The sequence below is a fragment of the Propioniciclava sinopodophylli genome (assembly GCF_004324755.1).
Lineage (GTDB): Bacteria > Actinomycetota > Actinomycetes > Propionibacteriales > Propionibacteriaceae > Propioniciclava > Propioniciclava sinopodophylli.
On sequence record NZ_SDMQ01000009.1, the window covers coordinates 19,125 to 37,516 of the forward strand.

The 18,392-nt window shown below is 70.9% G+C and carries 18 protein-coding genes; 6 read left to right on the forward strand and 12 right to left on the reverse strand.

What is annotated here, in order from left to right:
- Positions 1 to 21 precede the first annotated feature (21 nt).
- The gene (locus tag ET989_RS09650) at positions 22 to 1,014 is read right to left on the reverse strand and encodes an ABC transporter ATP-binding protein (RefSeq protein ID WP_241656296.1); all 993 of its coding nucleotides are present in this window, start codon (positions 1,012 to 1,014) and stop codon (positions 22 to 24) included.
- Between the two features lie 186 nt (positions 1,015 to 1,200).
- Between ET989_RS09650 and ET989_RS09655 the strand changes: the two genes are divergently transcribed.
- Positions 1,201 to 2,766: a succinic semialdehyde dehydrogenase gene (locus ET989_RS09655; protein ID WP_131168364.1), complete on the forward strand. Its 1,566-nt coding sequence runs from the start codon at positions 1,201 to 1,203 to the stop codon at positions 2,764 to 2,766.
- On the opposite strand, the gene ET989_RS09660 is transcribed toward ET989_RS09655, so the two are convergent.
- From ET989_RS09660 to ET989_RS09680, 5 genes are all read right to left on the reverse strand, one after another.
- Positions 2,767 to 3,717, reverse strand: coding sequence for a 1-phosphofructokinase family hexose kinase (locus ET989_RS09660; RefSeq protein WP_165490110.1), 951 nt, complete (start codon positions 3,715 to 3,717; stop codon positions 2,767 to 2,769).
- Between the two features lie 47 nt (positions 3,718 to 3,764).
- Positions 3,765 to 5,285, reverse strand: coding sequence for a sensor histidine kinase (locus ET989_RS09665; RefSeq protein ID WP_131168369.1), 1,521 nt, complete (start codon positions 5,283 to 5,285; stop codon positions 3,765 to 3,767).
- Positions 5,285 to 6,007, reverse strand: a complete 723-nt coding sequence (locus ET989_RS09670; RefSeq protein ID WP_131168371.1) for a response regulator transcription factor — start codon at positions 6,005 to 6,007, stop codon at positions 5,285 to 5,287. The genes ET989_RS09665 and ET989_RS09670 overlap by 1 nt, the downstream gene beginning before the upstream one ends.
- A gap of 140 nt (positions 6,008 to 6,147) precedes the next feature.
- Complete coding sequence (locus tag ET989_RS09675) at positions 6,148 to 6,447, reverse strand: acylphosphatase (RefSeq protein WP_131168373.1); 300 nt, start codon at positions 6,445 to 6,447, stop codon at positions 6,148 to 6,150.
- On the reverse strand, positions 6,444 to 6,872 hold the full coding sequence (locus ET989_RS09680; protein ID WP_131168375.1) for a CBS domain-containing protein: 429 nt from the start codon (positions 6,870 to 6,872) through the stop codon (positions 6,444 to 6,446). The genes ET989_RS09675 and ET989_RS09680 overlap by 4 nt, the downstream gene beginning before the upstream one ends.
- Positions 6,873 to 6,969: 97 nt before the next feature.
- Between ET989_RS09680 and metB the strand changes: the two genes are divergently transcribed.
- Positions 6,970 to 8,124 carry a cystathionine gamma-synthase gene (gene metB / locus ET989_RS09685; RefSeq protein WP_131168377.1) on the forward strand — a complete coding sequence of 385 codons (1,155 nt, stop codon included), beginning with the start codon at positions 6,970 to 6,972 and terminating at the stop codon, positions 8,122 to 8,124.
- A 49-nt stretch (positions 8,125 to 8,173) separates the two neighbouring features.
- On the opposite strand, the gene ET989_RS09690 is transcribed toward metB, so the two are convergent.
- From ET989_RS09690 to ET989_RS09710, 5 genes are all read right to left on the reverse strand, one after another.
- Positions 8,174 to 8,875, reverse strand: a complete 702-nt coding sequence (locus ET989_RS09690; RefSeq protein ID WP_206662298.1) for an EcsC family protein — start codon at positions 8,873 to 8,875, stop codon at positions 8,174 to 8,176.
- A gap of 99 nt (positions 8,876 to 8,974) precedes the next feature.
- The gene (locus tag ET989_RS09695; RefSeq protein ID WP_206662299.1) at positions 8,975 to 9,898 is read right to left on the reverse strand and encodes a proline dehydrogenase family protein; all 924 of its coding nucleotides are present in this window, start codon (positions 9,896 to 9,898) and stop codon (positions 8,975 to 8,977) included.
- A gap of 18 nt (positions 9,899 to 9,916) precedes the next feature.
- Positions 9,917 to 11,245 carry a TerC family protein gene (locus ET989_RS09700; protein ID WP_241656297.1) on the reverse strand — a complete coding sequence of 443 codons (1,329 nt, stop codon included), beginning with the start codon at positions 11,243 to 11,245 and terminating at the stop codon, positions 9,917 to 9,919.
- 186 nt (positions 11,246 to 11,431) lie between these two features.
- Positions 11,432 to 13,156 (reverse strand): glycoside hydrolase family 3 protein, encoded by a 1,725-nt coding sequence (locus ET989_RS09705; protein WP_131168379.1) that lies wholly within the window; start codon positions 13,154 to 13,156, stop codon positions 11,432 to 11,434.
- Positions 13,157 to 13,159: 3 nt separating this feature from the next.
- The gene (locus ET989_RS09710) at positions 13,160 to 14,101 is read right to left on the reverse strand and encodes an HAD family hydrolase (protein ID WP_241656298.1); all 942 of its coding nucleotides are present in this window, start codon (positions 14,099 to 14,101) and stop codon (positions 13,160 to 13,162) included.
- 99 nt (positions 14,102 to 14,200) lie between these two features.
- On the opposite strand from ET989_RS09710, the gene ET989_RS09715 reads away from it, so the two are divergent.
- The gene (locus ET989_RS09715; RefSeq protein WP_165490111.1) at positions 14,201 to 14,869 is read left to right on the forward strand and encodes an HAD family hydrolase; all 669 of its coding nucleotides are present in this window, start codon (positions 14,201 to 14,203) and stop codon (positions 14,867 to 14,869) included.
- Positions 14,870 to 14,963: 94 nt separating this feature from the next.
- Here ET989_RS09715 and ET989_RS09720 read toward each other — a convergent pair whose 3' ends face one another.
- Complete coding sequence (locus ET989_RS09720) at positions 14,964 to 15,641, reverse strand: uracil-DNA glycosylase (RefSeq protein WP_131168382.1); 678 nt, start codon at positions 15,639 to 15,641, stop codon at positions 14,964 to 14,966.
- Between the two features lie 113 nt (positions 15,642 to 15,754).
- Here ET989_RS09720 and ET989_RS09725 point away from each other — a divergent pair, with 113 nt between their 5' ends.
- The 3 genes from ET989_RS09725 to ET989_RS09735 all read left to right on the forward strand — a co-directional run bounded on the left by ET989_RS09725 (position 15,755) and on the right by ET989_RS09735 (position 18,374).
- Positions 15,755 to 16,915, forward strand: a complete 1,161-nt coding sequence (locus ET989_RS09725; RefSeq protein WP_241656304.1) for an AI-2E family transporter — start codon at positions 15,755 to 15,757, stop codon at positions 16,913 to 16,915.
- A gap of 191 nt (positions 16,916 to 17,106) precedes the next feature.
- Positions 17,107 to 17,892, forward strand: a complete 786-nt coding sequence (locus ET989_RS09730) for a hypothetical protein (RefSeq protein WP_131168386.1) — start codon at positions 17,107 to 17,109, stop codon at positions 17,890 to 17,892.
- Positions 17,889 to 18,374: a DUF2089 domain-containing protein gene (locus tag ET989_RS09735; protein WP_131168388.1), complete on the forward strand. Its 486-nt coding sequence runs from the start codon at positions 17,889 to 17,891 to the stop codon at positions 18,372 to 18,374. Before ET989_RS09730 ends, ET989_RS09735 begins: the two co-directional genes overlap by 4 nt.
- Positions 18,375 to 18,392: the final 18 nt, after the last annotated feature.

Sequence of the window (18,392 nt, forward strand, 5' to 3'; positions counted from 1 at the left end):
GGTCTCCTTGTCGGGGTGGGGTCAGGCGTTGGTGAGCGGCCGGTCGGCGACGGCGAGGAACACCTGCTCCAGCGAGGCGACACGGGCGTTCAGCGAGCCCAGCGGCTCGTCGCCGGCCCAGGCCAGCACACGGGCGAGGGTGTCCTGCAGGGTGGGGGTCTCGATCACGATCTCGTCGGTGACGTGGACGCGGGCGCCGGGGGTCTCGAGTCGGGCCAGGTCGAGGTGCTCTGGCCGGGTGAACGTGATGCGCGAGGGCGTGTCGGCGACGATCTCGGCGAGCGTGCCCTCGCGGGCGATGACGCCGGCGTGCATGATCGCGATCCGGTCGGCGAGCTGCTCGGCCTCCTCGAGGTAGTGCGTGGTGAGCAGGACGGCGCTGCCGCGCTCGACCAGGCCGGTGACCAGCCCCCAGATGGTGCGGCGGCTCTCGGGGTCCAGGCCGGTGGTGGGTTCGTCGAGGATGAGCACCTCAGGGTCGGCCATCAGCGCCAGTGCGACGTCGAGGCGACGGCGCTCGCCGCCCGAGAGCTTGTTGGTCTCCACGTCGGCGCGGCCCGCGAGGTCGACCGCTTCGAGCATGGCGTCGACCGGCAGCGGGCGGGTCAGGGTGCCGTGCCACAGGCGCGCCATCTCGGCGACGGTCAGGGCGGAGGGGAAGCCCGAGCTCTGCAGGACGACGCCCGTGCGGAAACGGACGCGCCCGCGCTCGGCCACCGGGTCGTGGCCCAGCACCCGGATCTCACCGGCGGACGGCCTGGCCAGCCCCTCGATGAGCTCGACCGTCGAGGTCTTGCCCGCCCCGTTCGTGCCGAGCAGCGCGAACAGCTCGCCGCGGCGCACGCTCAGGTCGACGCCCCGGACGGCCTCGAAGGACGCGGTCGGAACCCGGCGACCGGACAGGAGGTTGAGGCGGGACGCCGTCGTGTAGCTGCGGCGGACGCCGGACAGGACGATCGCCTCGTCGGTGCGGGTGGCGCCGGCGGCGGTGGGCATGTGGGCTGTCGTGGTCATGCGTCCAGACTCGCCCCGGATCGCGCCCGCCCCCAGTGCTGCACTTCACCACTTCACCATGACAAACCTCACATCACACCGCCGAGGGCCTGGGTCGCCCTCGGGAATCACGGCGTGTGCCTGCGGGTGGCCAGCACGATGCCCATCGGAGCCGTGATGGCCCGGGATCGTGCCTAGGCTGGTGGCATGACCGCGACCCGCTCCGACGCCGCACTCCTGCTCCCGGACGCCACGGCGCGCCGCCTGCTGCCCCTGGCCCGCGCGACCTCGGGCGAGACGGACGCCACGGCGTCCCCGCTCGACGGCAGCCACCTGGCCGACGTCCCCCAGTCGACGCTGGACGACGTGGATGCCGCGTTCGCGTCCGCCCGCGCCGCGCAACCCGCCTGGGCCGAGCTGGGGGCGTCCGAACGTGGACGCCGCCTGCTGGCGTTCCACGACTTGCTGCTCGCCGCGCAGGCCGAGCTGGCCGACGTGATCGTCGCCGAGTCCGGCAAGGCGCGCAAGGACGCCGTCGAGGAGGTCTTCCACCTCGCGATGACGGCCCGCTACTACGGGCAGTACGCGGCCGGCTTCCTGCGGCCGCAGCGCCGTCGGGGCGTGTTCTTGGGGCTGACGCGCATCGACGTGCACCACCACCCCAAGGGCGTGGTGTCAGTCATCTCGCCGTGGAACTACCCGCTCACCATGGCGATGGCCGACGGACTCGCCGCGCTGGCGGCGGGCAACGCGGTGGTGGCCAAGCCGGACGCCCAGACCGTCCTGACCGCGCTGGCCGGGTTGGAGCTGCTGCGGCGCGCGGGCGTCCCGGACGACGTGTGGCAGGTGGTGACCGGGCCCGGCGGCGAGATCGGCACGGCGCTGGTCGAGCGCGGCGACCACGTCTGCTTCACCGGCTCCACGGCCACGGGCCGCAAGGTCGGGGTCGGGGCGGCCGAGCGGCTGGTCGCCTCCAGCCTGGAACTGGGCGGCAAGAACCCCATGGTCGTGTGCGCGGACGCCGACCTGGACGCGGCGGTCGACGGGGCGCTCCGCGGCTGCTTCTCCAACGCGGGCCAGCTGTGCGCCAGCTTCGAGCGGTTGTACGTCGCCCGAGCGGTGTACGCGGACTTCCGCGACCGGTTCGTCGCGGCCGTCGCTGCCCTCGAACTGCGCCCCGGCTTGGACTGGACCGGCGAGGTCGGCACCCTCACCTCGGCGGCCCAACTCGACAAGGTGCAGGCGCACGTCGAGGACGCCCGCGCGAAGGGCGCGACCGTGCTCGTCGGCGGACACCACCGCCCCGACCTCGCGCCGTGGAGTTTCGAGCCGACGGTGCTGGAGGGCGTCAGCGAGGACATGGAGTGCTTCCGCGACGAGACGTTCGGCCCCGTGGTCTCCCTTTACCCGTTCGACACCGAGGAGGAGGCCCTCGCACTGGCCAACGATTCCACCTACGGACTGAACGCGGCCGTCTGGAGCCGCGATCACGCGCGAGCCCGGGCGCTGGCGTCCCGGATCAGGTGCGGAACGGTCAACGTGAACGAGGCCATCGCGGCCAGCTTTGGGTCGCTGTCGGCCCCGATGGGCGGCATGGGGCAGTCGGGCTTGGGGCGACGCCAGGGGCCCGAGGGTCTGCTGCGCTTCACGCAGGTGCAGGCCGTCGCGACCCAGCGCGGGATGGGTCTGGGTGCGCCCACGGGTGCGTCGCGGGAGAAGTTCGCCGAGGTGATGACGGGAGCGCTCAAGGTGATGCGGGCGCTGCGCCTGTGATCAGGCCAGCTTGCGCACGGTGAGGGAAATCGCGTCGGCGTCCGCCGGGGTCGGCACCTCGGAGCCCGGCTTGAGCACGGTCGCCGTCCCGTAGGCGACGGCGCGGTCGAGGCACAGCGCCGGGTCCTGCGTGCGCGTGCTGATGAGCAGACAGCCGGCCAACGCGGCGTCCCCCGCCCCCATCACCGACACCGGCTGGACCGGGTCGGGCTCGGCGTGCCACAGGCCGTCCTCGCAGGAGAGCAGGGCGCCCTGGGGGCCCAGCGTGGCCAGCACGCGCGGGACCCCCCGGTTGTGCAGTTCCTGCACGGCATCGATCGCGGGCTGGAGGTCGCCCGCCTTGACCGCCTTCCGGATGGAGCGTCCGGTCGCCTTCTGCAGCTCGGCCACGTTGGGGGAGAGGAGGTCGGGCGGGGTTGCGTGCGCGTGGCTGATCACGGCGTCCAGGGCGGGACCGTCGGCGTCAACGGCCACCCGGACGCCGACGGAGTGGGCCATCTCGGTGAGCTTCACGTACCAGTCGACGGGGGCGCCCGGCGGCAGGCTGCCGCACAGCGCCAGCCACGAGGCCCCCGGCAGGGAGGCGAGCAGGGTGCTCACCAGTGCCGTCTGGTTCTCCGGCGTCAGCGGCTCGCCGGGCTCGATGAAGCGGGTGGTGCTGCCGTCGGGGTGGGTGATCGAGAGGTTGGTGCGCGCACGGTGTCCGACCGGGACCATGCGGCTCGGGACGCCGCGTCTGCGCAGCGCCTCGGCCAGCGGGTCGCTGGTGTCCACCGGGACGATGGCGAGGGTGGGGTGGCCGGCGGCGTGCACGGCCGCGCTCACGTTGACCCCCTTGCCGGAGGCGAGTCGGTAGACCTGCCCGAGCCGGTTCAGCCGGGCGACGCGCAGGTCGCGGGCCAGCGGTGCGCTCCGATCGAGGCTCGGGTTCGCCGTGAAGGTGATGATCACCATACGAGGTTATCCCGGGGGACGCGTCCCCCGGGCGCTGCGCCACGCTACGGTCGGTTCGCGTACGGCGGTCCGTCGGCGTCCGCGCGGGGGAGGCGCACCGTGAACGCGGTGAGGCCCGGCCGCGAGGCGACCTCGACGCGCCCGTGGTGGGCGCCCACCACGGCGGCGACGATGGCCAGCCCGAGCCCGGTCGACTGGCCACCGGCGCCCGACCGGACGCGGCTGGCGTCCGCGCGGGTGAACCGCTCAAAGACACGGTCGAGCAGCTCGCGCGGGATGCCCGGGCCGTCGTCGGTGACCGTGACCACGGCGTCCGGCCCGTCGGCGGCCACCGAGGTGTGGACGCGGGTGCCGGCCGGCGTGTGCGTCCGGGCGTTGGCGAGCAGGTTGGCCACGACCTGGGTGAGCCGGTAGGGGTCGCCCTGGGCGAGGACGTCGGCGTCCGGCAGGTCGAGGGTCCAGATGTGGTCGGGGCCCGCCGCGCGGGCGTCCGACACGGCGTTGGCGACTACCTGGTTCAGCGAGGTGGGTAGCAGGGCCAGCTCGGGGCCGGAGTCGAGGCGGGCGAGCAGGAGGAGGTCCTCGACGAGGCGCGACATGCGCTCGGACTCGGACTCGATGCGTCCCAACGCGTGCGCGGTGGTGTCGGGCAGGTGGGCGCGCTCGCGGCGGGTGAGCTCCGCGTAGCCGCGGATGGACGCCAGTGGGTTGCGGAGCTCGTGGCTGGCGTCCGCGACGAACTGGCGCACCTTGGTCTCCGAGCGCTGGCGCGCGGCCAGGGCTCCTTCGACGTTGTCGAGCATGTGGTTGAACGCCAGCCCTACCTGCCCGACCTCGCTGCGGGGGTCGACGTCGGCGTCCGGGACGCGGACGGGCACGGCGACCTCACCGGAGTGCAGCGGCATGCGGGAGACGTGGTTCGCCGTCGCTGTGAGCCGGGCCAGGGGGCGCAGACTGCGCTCGACGACGGTCCGGGCGGCGATGAAGGCGATCGCGATGGCCAGCAGGGTGAGCACGGTGGCCGCCACCAGCAGGGACGTCATCGACGTCTTCAAGAAATCAGTGGACTGGCCGGTGATCAGCACGAACGTGCCCCGGACGCCGTTGGCGGTGCCCGTGACGGTCGACGCGTACAGGCGGTAGTCGCCCAACTCGGGCAGGTTGAGGGTGACGAGCTGGTCGGACGGCGTGAGGGTGTCGAGCTGGGCCGTCACGTCGGCCGAGAGCCGTTCGCGCTCGCGTCCGACCTGGACGATGCCGTCGAAGCCCTGCAGGTAGTACAGCAGCCCCTGCTGCTGCCCGGCCCCGCCCGGCTGGCCTAACGCGCCGCCGCGGTCGCCTGCGTCCCCGCGGAAGCGGCTGGCGGAGTTGATGATCTGCGCGTCGATCTGTCCCTCGAGGATGCGGTGCATCGACAGCGCGGTCAGCCCCGACAGCAGGATCGCGATCACGGCGACCAGCGCCGTGGTGGCCAGGATCAGCTGGCGGCTGAGCGTCCCCTTGCCCAACACCTCCGCTCCGCCGAGGGCTTGGGTTGGATCCGCCGAGGGCTTGTGTTCCGCCATCAGCCAGCCGGCTTCAGGACGTACCCGGCACCCCGCAGCGTGTGGATCATCGGCTCGCGCCCCGCGTCGATCTTCTTGCGGAGGTAGGAGATGTAGAGCTCGACGACGTTGGCTTGGCCACCGAAGTCGTAGTTCCACACGCGGTCGAGGATCTGCGCCTTGCTCAGCACGCGGCGCGGGTTGCGCATCAGGTAGCGCAGCAGCTCGAACTCGGTCGCGGTCAGCTGGATCTCCTCGCCCGCGCGGGTCACCTCGTGAGAGTCCTCGTCGAGGGCGAGGTCGCCGACCACGAGCTGCGAGCCCGGCTTGACCAACGTCGCGCCCGAGCGGCGCAGCAGGCCGCGCAGGCGGGCGACGAGTTCCTCGAGGGAGAAGGGCTTGGTGACGTAGTCGTCCCCGCCGGCCGTCAGCCCGTGGATTCGGTCGTCCACGGCGTCCCGGGCGGTGAGAAAGATGACAGGGACGTCCGGCTGCTCGGTGCGCACGCGGCGCATCACCTCGAGCCCGTCGAAGTCGGGAAGCATCATGTCGAGCACGAGCACGTCCGGCCGCGTTTCGCGCGCGGCCTGCACGGCCGTCGTGCCGGAGTGGGCGGTGGTGACGTCCCACCCCTCGTAGCGCAGGGCCATGCTGAGCAGTTCGGTGATCGCCGGCTCGTCGTCCACGGTGAGTACGCGGATGGGCGTCCCATCCGCCCGGGTGAGCTGCTCGCGTTCGGTCATGGGTCCACTCTCCCAGCCCGGCATGGCCGGACGCCATGAGTTGGCTGTGCGTTCCCTGTGAGAGCCCTCGGCGGAGCGGACCCAAGCCCTCGGCGGATCGGACCCAAGCCCTCGGCGGATCGGACCCAAGCCCTCGGCGGTCAGCGCATGTCGAAACCGCTGGTGGACGCCTCGGGTGCGCGCCGGTCGACCAGGAAGCCGGTGACGCGGCCCGGGCGTCCGGACGCCTTGGGTGACGTGAGCAGTTCGACCATGGCGTCCACATCCTCGGGGAGGCCCTGGACGTCCACCTCCACCTGACCGTCCCACAGGTTCTCGGCGTACCCGGACAGCCCGAGGCGTCCGGCCTGCCGGGAGACCCACCACCGGAAGCCGACGCCCTGGACGTGCCCGTCGACCCGGACGAGCGCGCGGGCCAGGCCCGCGGCGTCCCAGCTCACGTGTGGAGGTAGCCGAGCAGGTGGTTGCGCTCGTCGGTGAGCTGGTCGATGCGGTACTTGACCACGTCGCCGATGGAGACGATCGCGGCGAGTTCCCCGTCGACCTCGATCGGGATGTGGCGCACGCGCTTGTGGGTCATGGTGTGGGCGGTGTCCTCGATGCGGTCCTCGAGGTGGCCCACCACCACGTCCCCGGTCATCAGGTCCGCGACCGTCGACTCCAGCAGGCCGTGCCCGGCGCCTGCGAGGCCGCGCACGACGTCGCGCTCGCTGATGATGCCGGAGATGTGGCGCCCGTCGGAGGAGACGACGACGGCGCCGATGTTGCTGTCCGCCATGAGGGAGACGAGCTCAGCCACGGTGGCGGTGGGGGAGATGGTCACGACGGAGTTGCCCTTGCTGCGGATCACGTCTTCGAGCTTCATGGCGGGACGGTACCCGGAACGGGCGGGCCACGCCAGAGACCCGGCCGTATGATCGGTCGCACACCAGTGGAAAGGGGCTCGTCCAGTGGAGCGAACCATGCGCACGGCGGCCGTGCGTGCCGGCATCGACACGGACGCCGCCGAGGGAGCGGTCGTCCCGCCGCTGTACCTGTCGACGACCTACCGCTTCGAGGGGCTCCGGACGCCGCGGGCGTTCGACTACTCCCGGTCCGGCAACCCGACCCGCTCGCTGCTTGCGGACGCCCTGGCCGAGCTCGACGGCGCGGCGGGTGCCGTGGTCACGGCGTCCGGGATGGGCGCGATCTCGACGGTCCTGCTCGGCCTCGTGGCGGCCGGCGACGTCGTCGTCGCCCCGCACGACGCCTACGGCGGCACGTGGCGCCTGCTTGACGCACTGGCCAGGCGGGTGGGCTTCGACCTGCAGCTGCTTGACCTGACGGCGCCGGACGCCCCCGCTCGCGTCACCTCGCTCGCGCCGCGGCTGCTGTGGGTGGAGACGCCGTCCAACCCGCTGTTGGGCATCTCGGATCTTGCGGCCCTGGGCGAGGCCGCCCACGCCTGCGGCGGCCTCATGGCCGTCGACAACACCTTCTGCTCGCCGGTGCTGCAGCGGCCCATCGAGCTCGGTGCCGACCTCGTGGTGCAGTCGTCGACCAAGTACCTCAACGGGCACTCCGACGTCATCGGTGGCGTCGTGGCCTCGGCGACCGTGCAACTGGCCGAGCAGATGGCGTGGTGGGCCAACTGCCTGGGAGTCACGGGCGGGGCGTTCGACTCCTACCAGACCATGCGGGGGCTGCGGACCCTCGGCGTCCGGATGGCCGCCCACCAGGCCAACGCGGCCTCCGTCGTGGACGCCCTGGCCGGTCACGCCGCCGTTGCGCGCGTGTACTACCCGGGGCTGCCCGACCACCCCGGCCACGCACTGGCCGCCCGGCAGATGGCTGGCTTCGGAGGCATCGTGTCGTTCGACCTCGCCGGGGGGGAGGACGCCGTGGCCGCCTTCGTGGACGGCCTCGACCACTTCTCGCTGGCCGAGTCGCTGGGCGGCGTCGAGTCGCTGGTGTGCCACCCCGGCTCGATGACGCACGCGGCGATGCCGCCCGACGTGCAGGCCGCCGCCGGTCTGGGGCCCGGTCTCGTCCGGCTCTCGGTCGGCATCGAGGACCCCGACGACCTCGTGGCCGACATCACCGCCGGGCTCGCCCGGGCCGCCGGCGCTCTTTCTTGAGACGCGCGGTGCCCCCGTCCCGAGGGGACGGGGGCACTCGTGACGGGGGTCAGGCGCGCGGGAACTCCGCCCTGGCCTGGTCGCCGATGCGCTTCATCATCGCCAGGTCGATGCCGGCGCCGAAGACGCCCCCGGCGATCGGGACGAGCTTGCCGACGCGCGCGAACAGGCGCTCGCCGACAGAGCGGAGGATGCGGAAGCCCACGGCCTTCTGGATGACCATCAGCGCCGACTTCGGCAGGTTCTTGCCGGCGACGTTCAGCGCCGCCGAGGTGCCGACGCTCACGCCCGCCTTGGCCAGGATGTCCGACGAGTCCGAGCCGACCAGCGACAGCAGGACGGCGGTGCGGATGCGCGGGTCGGCGAGGTCGTGGCCGCGCAGGTGCGCGACGGCCGCGGTCATGCGGGTCGCCTGCACGTAGAACTCGAAGACGTTGGCGGGGATCGCCACCACCATGGTCAGGAAGCCGCCCAGCGAGGTCAGGAAGCCGCCCGCGGCACCGCCCACCAGGTGCTGGCGGACGACCGCGTCGACGGCGGCCTCGACGTCGCCGTTGCTCTTGGCGAGCGCCTTGTCGGCCACCGCCCTCGCGCCCGGGAAACCGATCACGCCCTCGATGCCCACCCCGGTGAGCTGCTTGATCAGGTTGGTGATCGCATCGTCGTTGCCGGTGGGATCGTTCGCCTCGTCCAACGCGGAACGCGTGATGGCGATCTCCTCGTCGCGGCGGAACATGTCGAACAGGCCCATGGGGTCTCCTTGCCATCGGGGCCGCGCCCGTGCGCGGCTGACAGGTCGACTTTTCCGCACCCGGTCGCCCAGATCAAGGCGCGGCTAGGCAATTCAGGGTCAGCTCCGGGAGACCAACGCCCGCCCCAGCAGGGCCAGGTTGGCGGGCTTCTCCGCCAGCCGGCGCATGTAGTAGCCGTACCAGTCGACGCCGTAGGGGACGTAGACGCGGACGCGGTGCCCCTCGCGCGCGAGGCGCAGCTGCTCGTCGGGGCGTACCCCGTACAGCATCTGGAACTCGTAGCTGTCGACACTGCGACCGGCGACCAGGAGCTGGCCGAGGGCGGCCGTGATCATCGCCGGGTCGTGGGTCGCGATCATCGGGTAGCCCTCTCCGGCCACCAGCACCGCCAGGCAGCGCTGGAACGCGGCGCGGACGTCGGCCGGGGACTGGTGGGCCACGGACGCCGGCTCGGCGTAGGCGCCCTTGCACAGACGGACCCGCGACCCCGGGCCGGCGAAGCGGGCGGCGTCCGCCTCGGTGCGGAACAGCATCGCCTGCAGCACGGTGCCGGTGCCGGCGAACTCGTGGCGCAGCGCGTCCACGAGGGCGTGGGTGGCGTCGGTGGTCGTGTGGTCCTCGGCGTCCAACGTGACGGTGGTGCCGGCCTCCGCGGCGGCGGACGCGATGCGCTGGGCGTTCTCCAGCGCCAGCTCGGCGCCGCCGGGGAGCGCCTGGCCCAGCGCGCTCGCCTTCAGGGAGACCTCGGCAACGTCGGTGAGGCCCGCGTCAGCCAGGCTCCGGACGAGGGTGATGTTGGCCTGGGTGGCGGCGCTGGCGGCCGCCGTGGTGGTGGTGTCCTCGCCGAGCGTGTCGATGGTGGCGAGGCGGCCGGACGCCTTGATCTCGCGGACCGCGCGCAGTGCATCCTCCACGCCCTCGCCGGGGACGAAGCGGTCGACGGTGCGACGGACGACGGGGAGCCGGGTGGCCAGATCACGCACGGTGTGGTTGCGCGAGGCGGCCAACAGCAGGTTCTTCACTGGGTCCTCCTGTGGAGATCAGTCCTCGTGGTCGGCCCCCTCCAGGGCGTCCGGGTTCTCCAGGGCGCGCCGGTAGGCCGCCGTGTCGAGCTTCGCCTGGCCCTGCAGGCGGTCGCGCGACTCGAACCACTGGGGGTTCTGGTCGACGTACCGGTCGTGCGTGGCGTGCGCCTCGTCGAGGAGGTCGAGGAGCTCCTGCTCGCGGAAGATCTCGTGCTTGTACTTCTCGGGCAGCGCCAGCAGCGCGGCCTCCTCGTTCAGCAGATTGCGGTACAGCTTCTCGCGCTGGACGGGGTCCGCCTCGAAGCCCGTGTCCAGGTACTGCTTGGCGTGGCGGCGGGTGTTCTTGATGGTGGTGAGCGCCTTGCCCTTGGGGGAGACCAGCGAGAAGAAGATGACCACGATCAGCGTGGCGATGATGACGCCGAGGCTCAGCTCGGTGCTGACCTCGAACACCGGCACGTGCTCGCCGCCGTTGATGAACGGCAGGTTGTTCTCGTGGAGGGCGTGCAGGATGAGCTTCACGCCGATGAAGGCGAGGATGATCGCCAAGCCGTACTTGAGGTAGATCAGGCGGTCGAGCAGGCCGTCGATGAGGAAGTACAGCTGGCGCAGGCCCAGCAGCGAGAACGCGACGGCGGTGAAGACGATGTAGGTCTCCTGCGTCAGGCCGAAGATGGCCGGGATCGAGTCGAGCGCGAACATGACGTCGGTGCCACCGATGGCGATCATGACCAGCAGCAGCGGGGTCATGGCCTTCTTGCCGTTCTCGACCGTGAACAGCTTGTCGCCGTCGTAGTGGTCGGTGGTGTGCATGAAACGCTTGGCGAGGCGGATGATGAAGTTGTTGGCCTCCGACGACTCCTCATCCTCGCCGTCCTTCTCCGGCTTGATGAGGTTGCCGGCGGTGAGCAGCAGGATCAGGCCGAAGATGTAGAACACCCAGGCGAAGCTGTTGATCAGGGCGGCGCCCAGGAAGATGAAGCCGGTGCGGAAGATCAGCGACACCACGATGCCGAACATCAGCACCGCCTGCTGGTTCTGCCGCGGCACCTTGAAGCTCGCCATGATGATGAGGAAGACGAACAGGTTGTCGACCGACAGGCTCAGCTCGGTGATGTAGCCGGCGAAGTACTCCACGCCCCACTGCTGTCCGTACGCGATCCACATGTAGACGCCGAAGGCGATGGCGATCGACACGTAGATCGACGTCCACTTGGCTGCCTCACCGATCGTGGGGATGTGCGACTTCCGGACGTGGAAGAAGAAGTCGAAGGCCAGCAGCGCGATGATGCCGACGATCGTCGCGATCCAGACCGGTGTGGAAACCACTAAGGGAATGAGCACGGTGGGCGCCTTTCGAGATTACGTGCCGTTCGGTCCCGCCAGGCAGTGCGTCGCGCAGGCGGACAACCTCGTTGTCCATGTGACCCGCTCGGGCCTACCCGGGGGATTCTATGCGAACTGCACCGGGGCGGGCTGCAGGTTGCCACCACGTGCAGCCCGCCCCGAGGGCAGGGGCGAGGCGGACCGTCAGAGGCGGGCCTGCCACTTGTCGGCCCACACGAGGTCGTTGGGCGTGCCCCGGAACTCCGACTTCCCCTCGAGCTTGTCCAGGGTCGCCCGGACGTTCTCCTCGTTGGGGTGGTAGGCGTTCACGTAGCACTTGACCATCGTCGCGTCGTGCAGGTGGGTGGTGAAGTTGTGGCTGACCATGAAGGTCGGCACCTCCCAGACGTACCAGGGGCACTCGTTGCTCATCGCCGTCTTCCACTGGATGCGGTAGTTGTTCTGCGCCCCGTAGCCGATCACCTCGGCGAGGATCAGGGCGGCGTCCACCTCGTCGCGGTACTTCAGGGTCGGTCCCTTCACCCGGGTGGTGCCGTCGTTCACCTCGACCTCGTAGCCGCGCTCTTCGAGCAGCTTCACGTAGGTGTTCAGCATGACGGGGTCGCCGCCGCCGGTGATACCGCCGACCTCGCCGGTCAGGTGGTAGATCCTGATCCGCCTGTGGTCGTTCGGGTTCAGCGGCAGCTGGTCGAGGGTGTTCTTGACCAGCGTGATGCCCTTGTCCGCGGCGTCCGCCCGCATGGCCAGGTGCTCCTCGCAGCCCACGACGTCCAGGTCGGACGCGGTGCGCAACAGCGTGCCCTGGGCCTGGGCCCGGTGCAGGTTGAGCTTGGCCTTGAGGCCGAGCACGCGGCGGTTGGCGTCGTCGAGGCGCTCCTTGGTGATGACGCCGTTCTCGACGCCGGCCTTCATGAACCCGAAGTCCTCCTCCAGGTTGTTGAAGAACAGGAACGCGTCGCAGCCGGCGGCGATGGACAGCGGGACGTAGTCCTCGCGCCTCATGGCCGAGGTCATGCCCAGCATGTGCGAGGCGTCCGTGATGATCGCGCCGTTGAAGCCCAGCTCGGTCTTGAGCAGGCCGTTCAGCAGTTCGTCGGCCAGGGTCGCGGGCAGGATCTCCTCGTCCTTGAGCTCGGGGTTGAGCTTCTGCTGGTAGTACGGCAGCGCGATGTGGCCGGCCATGATCATCTCGACGCCGTTCTCGATGTGAGCCCGGTAGACCTTGCCGAACGAGGCGTCCCACTCGTCGGGCTGCAGCTCGTTCACGCCCAGGATGAGGTGCTGGTCGCGCTCCTCGGTGCCGTCGCCGGGCCAGTGCTTGACGCAGGTCAGGATGCCGGACTCGCGCTGGCCCTCGACGAACGGGATCGTGTACTTGATGACGTCGTCGGCGTTCGTGCCGTACGCGCGGGTGTTCACGATCGTGTTGCGCCAGTTGAACAGGATGTCCACGCACGGGTCGAAGTTGAGGTTGGCGCCGATGGCGCGCATCTCGCGTCCGGACACATAGCCGGCGTTGCGGGCGACCTCCACCGAGCCGGTCGCCTCCGTCTGGGCGCCAGAGGCGATGTAGGTGCCGTCCGACATGGCGCCGTTGCCGCCCGAGTCGCAGTTGGCCGCGATCAGCAGCGGCACCTTGGACGCCTTCTGCAGGCGGTTGAGCAGCCCCTGCACCTTCTCGGCGGTGCCGCCGTGGTAGCGGGCGATGCCGATGTGGAACTTCTCGATGATGTCCTCGGCGGTGTACGGGTTGCCGGAGAAGCTGTCCTCACCGAAGAAGAACAGGTTGGTGAACAGCTGCCCCACCTGCTCGTCCAGGCTCATGCCGGCGAGGGTCTCCTCGACCCAGGCGACCTGGTCGTCGTCGAGGTTGTACGGGCTGGCCTTCAGGTCGACGAGTTTCGGCATCGGTCACTTCACCTCCGGCATCGTGACGGTGCGGTTGCCGGAGATGGTCTCCCACGGCACCTGGTCGGGCAGCTTGGCGTTGAACTCGTCGATCAGCATCTGCTGGTACTCGCCGGCGAACGTGCCGTCGAGGAACCTGCCCAGCGCCTCGGTCTTGAACCGGTTCCAGGACCGCTTCTCCTCGCCGGGCAGGATCGGGTAGTAGAGACAGCCGACCTTCGCGGCGGCGTCCCGGTCGCCCGGGGCGTCCCCGATCAGCATGATCTTGTCGTCGGCGTACTTGCCCTTGGCCGCGTACTGGACGTGCTCGGCCTTCGAGCCCATCTCCTGTCCGGCGATGACCTTCATGAACTGCGCCAGCCCGTGGGCGTTCCACTCGTACTCGAGCGCGTGGACGGGGGTCGCGGAGACGGTCATCTGGTCAATGCCCACCTCCTCCATGGCCTGCATCGACTCGCGGACGCCCACGAACGGGCCCGCGTTGTGCACCATGTCGGCGATGCGCGCGTTGACGTCGTCGCCCCACCGGATCGCGCGGGCGATGGTTTCGGACGGGTGGTCCTCGTAGTACTGGGCGATGCCCTTGTCGGAGAGCGGGTAGCCCGGGGCGTTCACGAACTCGGTGAGCTCGGGGTACTCGGGGATCGTTACGCCACGCTCGGCCACCTCGACGCGGTCGCGGAGGAGGTCGAGGAGCTGCTTGAGGGCCAGCCAACGGTTGAGGCCGCGCGTCACCGAACCCAGGTTGACGAAGAGCGCCGTCTCGCGGGCGAGGGTGGACACCGGCTGCAGGTCCCAGGCCTTGATGTAGGCGGGGGTGAAGCATTCGAGGTGCTTGATGTCCATGGCGTCCATGGCGCACCCGTCCGAGTCGATGCCCACGAAGTACTCGCTCGTGGGGACGAAGTCGACGAGCACCTGAGCGGCTTGGGGATGCTGGATCACTGGGCGCTGCTCCTTTGTTGGCGGATTGCCTCATTCTCGCGGGGGCGGCCCGGCCCCGCTGGGGTTCCGACAAGTTGCCACGGCTGGTTGGATGGCGTCATGGAGAGCCGCTTGCAGGCCGTGGTGTTCGACATGGACGGCACGTTGACCGACTCCGAACAGGAGTGGGACGTGGTGCGTCGGGGGTTGGCCGAGGCCGACCGGCTGGCGTGGCCGGAGGAGGCCACCAAGGCGATGATGGGCATGAGCACGCCCGAGTGGTCGGCCTACCTCGTCGAGACGGTGGGGTTGTTCGGGTCGGCCGAGGAGGTCGCACGGCGGACGATCGACGCGATGGCGGACGCCTACCGCGAGGGTCGGATCCCGGTGCTGCACGGGGCGGTGGACGCCGTGAACCGGATGGCGGAGATAGCCCCGTTGGCTGTGGCGTCCAGCTCGCCGCGGGTGTTGATCGAGGCCGGCCTGGGGCTCTTGGGCGTCCGGGACAAGGTGGCGGTCGTGGTCTCGACCGAGGAGGTCGCGCGCGGCAAGCCCCACCCCGACGGTTTCCTGGCCGCCTGCGACGCGCTGCGTGTGGATCCGGCGGCGACGCTGGCGATCGAGGACTCCACCAACGGGCTCAAGTCGGCCCTGGCGGCCGGCATGAGGGTCGTGGCCGTCCCGCCGCGGTTCCACCCTCCCGCCCCGGACGTCCTCGCCCGCGCCCACGCGGTCATCGACGACCTGGACGCCCTCACCGTCGACCTCGTCCAGTCCCTCTTCACCTGACCCCCAACCGCCGAGAGCCCCGGTGTTGTGTGCCGAGAGCCCCGGGTTAGTGTGCCGACGGCCCCGGTGTTGTGTGCCGACGGCCCCTACGGCATCAGGGGAGGCGCCAGTCGATCGGATCCGCGCCCTGTTCGGCCAGGGCCTCGTTGGCACGGCTGAAGGGGCGTGACCCGAAGAACCCGTACCGAGCGGCCATGGGGGAGGGGTGGGCCGACCCGATGAGCGGGACGTCGCCGAGCCGCGGGCCCAAGGCTTGGGCGTCCTTGCCCCAGAGGATGGCGACGAGAGGCCCGCCGCGCTCGACGAGGGCGTCGATGGCGGCGTCCGTCACGACCTCCCAGCCCTTCCCGCGGTGGGACGCCGGCGCCCCGGGGCGAACGGTCAGGCTACGGTTCAGCAGCAGGACGCCACGCTCGAACCAGGCACTCAGGTCGCCGTGTTCGGCGGGCGGGATGCCGAGGTCGGAGTGCAGTTCGGCATAGATGTTCTGGAGCGACCGGGGGATGGGGCGGACGTCCCGGGCGACCGAGAACGACAGGCCGACAGCGTGGCCCGGGGTGGGGTAGGGGTCCTGGCCGACGATCAGCACGCGGACGTCCGCGAGTGGTCGGGTGAAGGCACGCAAGACGTTTTCACCGGCGGGCAGGTAGGACCGCCCGGCGGCGACTTCCTCGCGCAGGAACGCACCCATCGCTGCCACGTGTTCAGCGACGGGGGCGAGGGCGTCCGCCCAGTCGGGTGTGATCAACTCGTTCAGCGGGCGTGCGGTCACGGGGTCAGGCTAGCGGGGCTGTCGGCGGACGGTGGCGGGGCTGTCGGCCCACAGAGCCGGGGCTGTCGGCAGATACGCTGTCGAGCGGAAAGAAGGAGTGCCCCGTGTCCTTGATGCCTGTCCTGCGCCGCCTGCTCGGCCCTGAACCCCGCCCCGCCGAGCCGATCATCGTCCAGGTGCCCGTACCGGCCGAGCCCGCCGAGCCGAAGGCCTCGCTGGAACCCGACATCCCGCGCGGCGTGACCGTAGCGGCCGGCTACGCCTGGAGGCTCATCTTCATCGGAGTCGCCGTCTATGCGGTCTACCGCGTCCTGTCCTTCTTCTCGCAGATCACCGTGCCGGTCGGCATGGCGATCCTGCTGGCGGCCATGCTCTTCCCGGTCACCACCCAGCTCAAGAAGTGGAAGTGGCCCCCCGCGCTCGCGGCGATTGTGTCGTTGCTCGGCCTGGTCATCATCGTGCTCGGGCTGCTGGGCTTCGTCGGACAACAGGTCGCCGCCGAGTGGCCCGAACTCCTCGACCAGTCCCGCGAGGGCTTCCAGGCCCTGGTCGCCTGGCTGGGCACCCTGCCGTTCGGCATCGACGACGCCCGCCTCAACGAGTGGATCGCCCAGGGCACCGCTTGGCTGCAGGGCCAGGCGTCCTCGCTTGCCAGCGCCGCCGCGTCCTTCGGCGCGGCGTTCGGCAGCTTCTTCGCCGGCCTGGCCACCGCCCTGGTCGCCGCCTTCTTCTTCGCCTACCAGGGACGCCGCATCTTCGCCGGCTCCGTCGAGGTGCTCGTGCCCAAGCACTACCGCGCCCCGGTAGACCGCGCCGCCCTCCGCGGCTGGACGTCGCTGGTCGCCTACATGCGTTCGGCCGTCATCGTCGCCCTGGTGGACGCCGCGGGCGTCGCTCTCGCCGCGCTGCTCCTGCAGGTACCGCTCGTGGCGGCGCTGTTCGCGCTCACCTTCTTCCTGTCGTTCATCCCGATCGTCGGCGCCACTGTGGCCGGCGCAGTCGCGGTCGTGCTGGCTCTCGTCACCCACGGTTGGGTCTCCGCGCTCATCATGCTGGCCGCGGTCATCGGCGTCATGCAGGTAGAGAGCACCTTCCTCCAGCCGTTGGTCATGGGGTCGGCCGTCGACCTGCACCCGCTGGCCGTCCTGCTGGGCATCACGGCCGGCGGCATCATCTCCGGCATCCTCGGCGCGCTGGTGGCGATCCCCGTGCTGGCGTTCGGTGTCGCCTTTCTGCGGGCGTTGCGGACGCCGGAGCCGACGGTCTCCGTCTGAGGGCAAGCCCTCGGCGGGCTGAACTCAAGCCCTCGGCGGGCTGAACCCAAGCCCTCGGCGGCCTGGACCCAAGCCCTCGGCGGGCTGAACCCAAGCCCTCGGCGGCCTGGACCCAAGCCCTCGGCGGATCAGGGTGGCGTCAGGGAGGTGAAAGGTTTCGGGAATGGCAAGGCTGGCTTACCATTTGTGTCATGAGTGACCCCGACCTCACCAAGATCCTCGCCGACCTCGCCGCCGGCACCATCGACGCCGCCGAGGCGGCCCGCCGTATCGAGGCTGCCCGTGCGGGTGCCGCCGCCGGTGAACCCGACCCCGTTGGCGAGCCCGACGGGCCCACCGGCGTCAAGGGCACCGATCGCGTCACCATCCGCGCGCTGGGCCGCCGCGTCACCATCGTCGGCGACCCGGCCGTGGCCACGGCGTCCGTCACCGGCGAGCATGTCCTGCGCCGCCAGGGCGAGGTGCTCGAGATCTCCGCCGACGGCGAGGTCGGCCCCAAGCTGGAGGGCTTCAGCGTCCTCAACCCGCCGAAGAGCCTGGACGACCTGCGCGGCCTCACCTTCGCCCGCGGCCTCACGGTGCGGGTCAATCCCGCCATCGAGGTCGACGTCGAGCTCACCGCCGGCAGCCTGGCCGTCACCGGGGTCCCGTTCCTCGGCCGCGTGCGCGTCACCGCCGGCGGCGCGGACATCAAGGGCGTCCGCCGCATCGCGGACGCCCTCGTCCAGGCCGGCTCCGGCTCGGTTGAGGGCCCCATCAATGTGGGCCGCTCGCGGGTCAAGATCGAGTCGGGCGCCCTCACCGTGACGCTGGCGCCCCGGGCGTCGGTGACCGTCAGGTCCAGCACGCAGCTGGGCCGGGTCGTCTGGCCCGACGACGGCGGTGCCCCCGATGAGGTCGTCTTCGGCAACGGCATCGCCCGCCTGGACCTCGAGGTCGTCATGGGCTCGGCGACGGTGAAGAGGGCGGACGCGTGAGCCACCTCCACCGCGCCCTGTCCGACTGCCCGGTCTGCGGGGCCGATCTGGTCACCACGCGCCTGGGCTGCAGCGGGTGCGGCACCGAGCTGGTGGGCCAGTTCGCGCCGTGTGCCTACTGCGCCCTCGACGACGCCGACCACGAGCTGCTCAAAGTGTTCCTGACTTCGCGCGGCAACCTGAAGGAGCTACAGGCCCATCTCGGGGTCTCCTACCCGACCGCGCGCGCCCGCTTCAACGACGTGCTCGACCGGCTGGGCTGGCTGGCGGAGGCGTCGGCGGATGAGTCGGGCGACGAGCCCGACGTGAGCGGCGCAGGCGGCGACGCGCCGGGGCCACGGGCAACGCCCGAGCCGCAGCCCACGGCGTCCGAACCCCGTGCGGCGACGAGCGACGCCGTCTGTGACCAGGTGCTGGCGCAGGTGGCGGCGGGGCAACTGTCCCCGGCCGTGGCCGCGGACCTGCTGGACAACCTGCGCTGAGCGCGGGCAGGGACTCGC

Excerpts from the sequence above, each read along its gene's own strand:
- ET989_RS09680 (WP_131168375.1), bottom strand. The coding sequence starts at position 6,872 with ATGAAGCTCGAAGACGTGATCCGCAGCAAGGGCAACTCCGTCGTGACC.
- ET989_RS09690 (WP_206662298.1), bottom strand. The coding sequence starts at position 8,875 with ATGGGCCTGTTCGACATGTTCCGCCGCGACGAGGAGATCGCCATCACG.
- ET989_RS09665 (WP_131168369.1), bottom strand. The coding sequence starts at position 5,285 with ATGGCGGAACACAAGCCCTCGGCGGATCCAACCCAAGCCCTCGGCGGA.
- ET989_RS09715 (WP_165490111.1), top strand. The coding sequence starts at position 14,201 with ATGGAGAGCCGCTTGCAGGCCGTGGTGTTCGACATGGACGGCACGTTG.
- ET989_RS09655 (WP_131168364.1), top strand. The coding sequence starts at position 1,201 with ATGACCGCGACCCGCTCCGACGCCGCACTCCTGCTCCCGGACGCCACG.
- ET989_RS09650 (WP_241656296.1), bottom strand. The coding sequence starts at position 1,014 with ATGACCACGACAGCCCACATGCCCACCGCCGCCGGCGCCACCCGCACC.
- ET989_RS09725 (WP_241656304.1), top strand. The coding sequence starts at position 15,755 with ATGCCTGTCCTGCGCCGCCTGCTCGGCCCTGAACCCCGCCCCGCCGAG.
- ET989_RS09670 (WP_131168371.1), bottom strand. The coding sequence starts at position 6,007 with ATGACCGAACGCGAGCAGCTCACCCGGGCGGATGGGACGCCCATCCGC.
- ET989_RS09705 (WP_131168379.1), bottom strand. The coding sequence starts at position 13,156 with ATGCCGAAACTCGTCGACCTGAAGGCCAGCCCGTACAACCTCGACGAC.
- ET989_RS09730 (WP_131168386.1), top strand. The coding sequence starts at position 17,107 with ATGAGTGACCCCGACCTCACCAAGATCCTCGCCGACCTCGCCGCCGGC.
- metB (WP_131168377.1), top strand. The coding sequence starts at position 6,970 with ATGCGCACGGCGGCCGTGCGTGCCGGCATCGACACGGACGCCGCCGAG.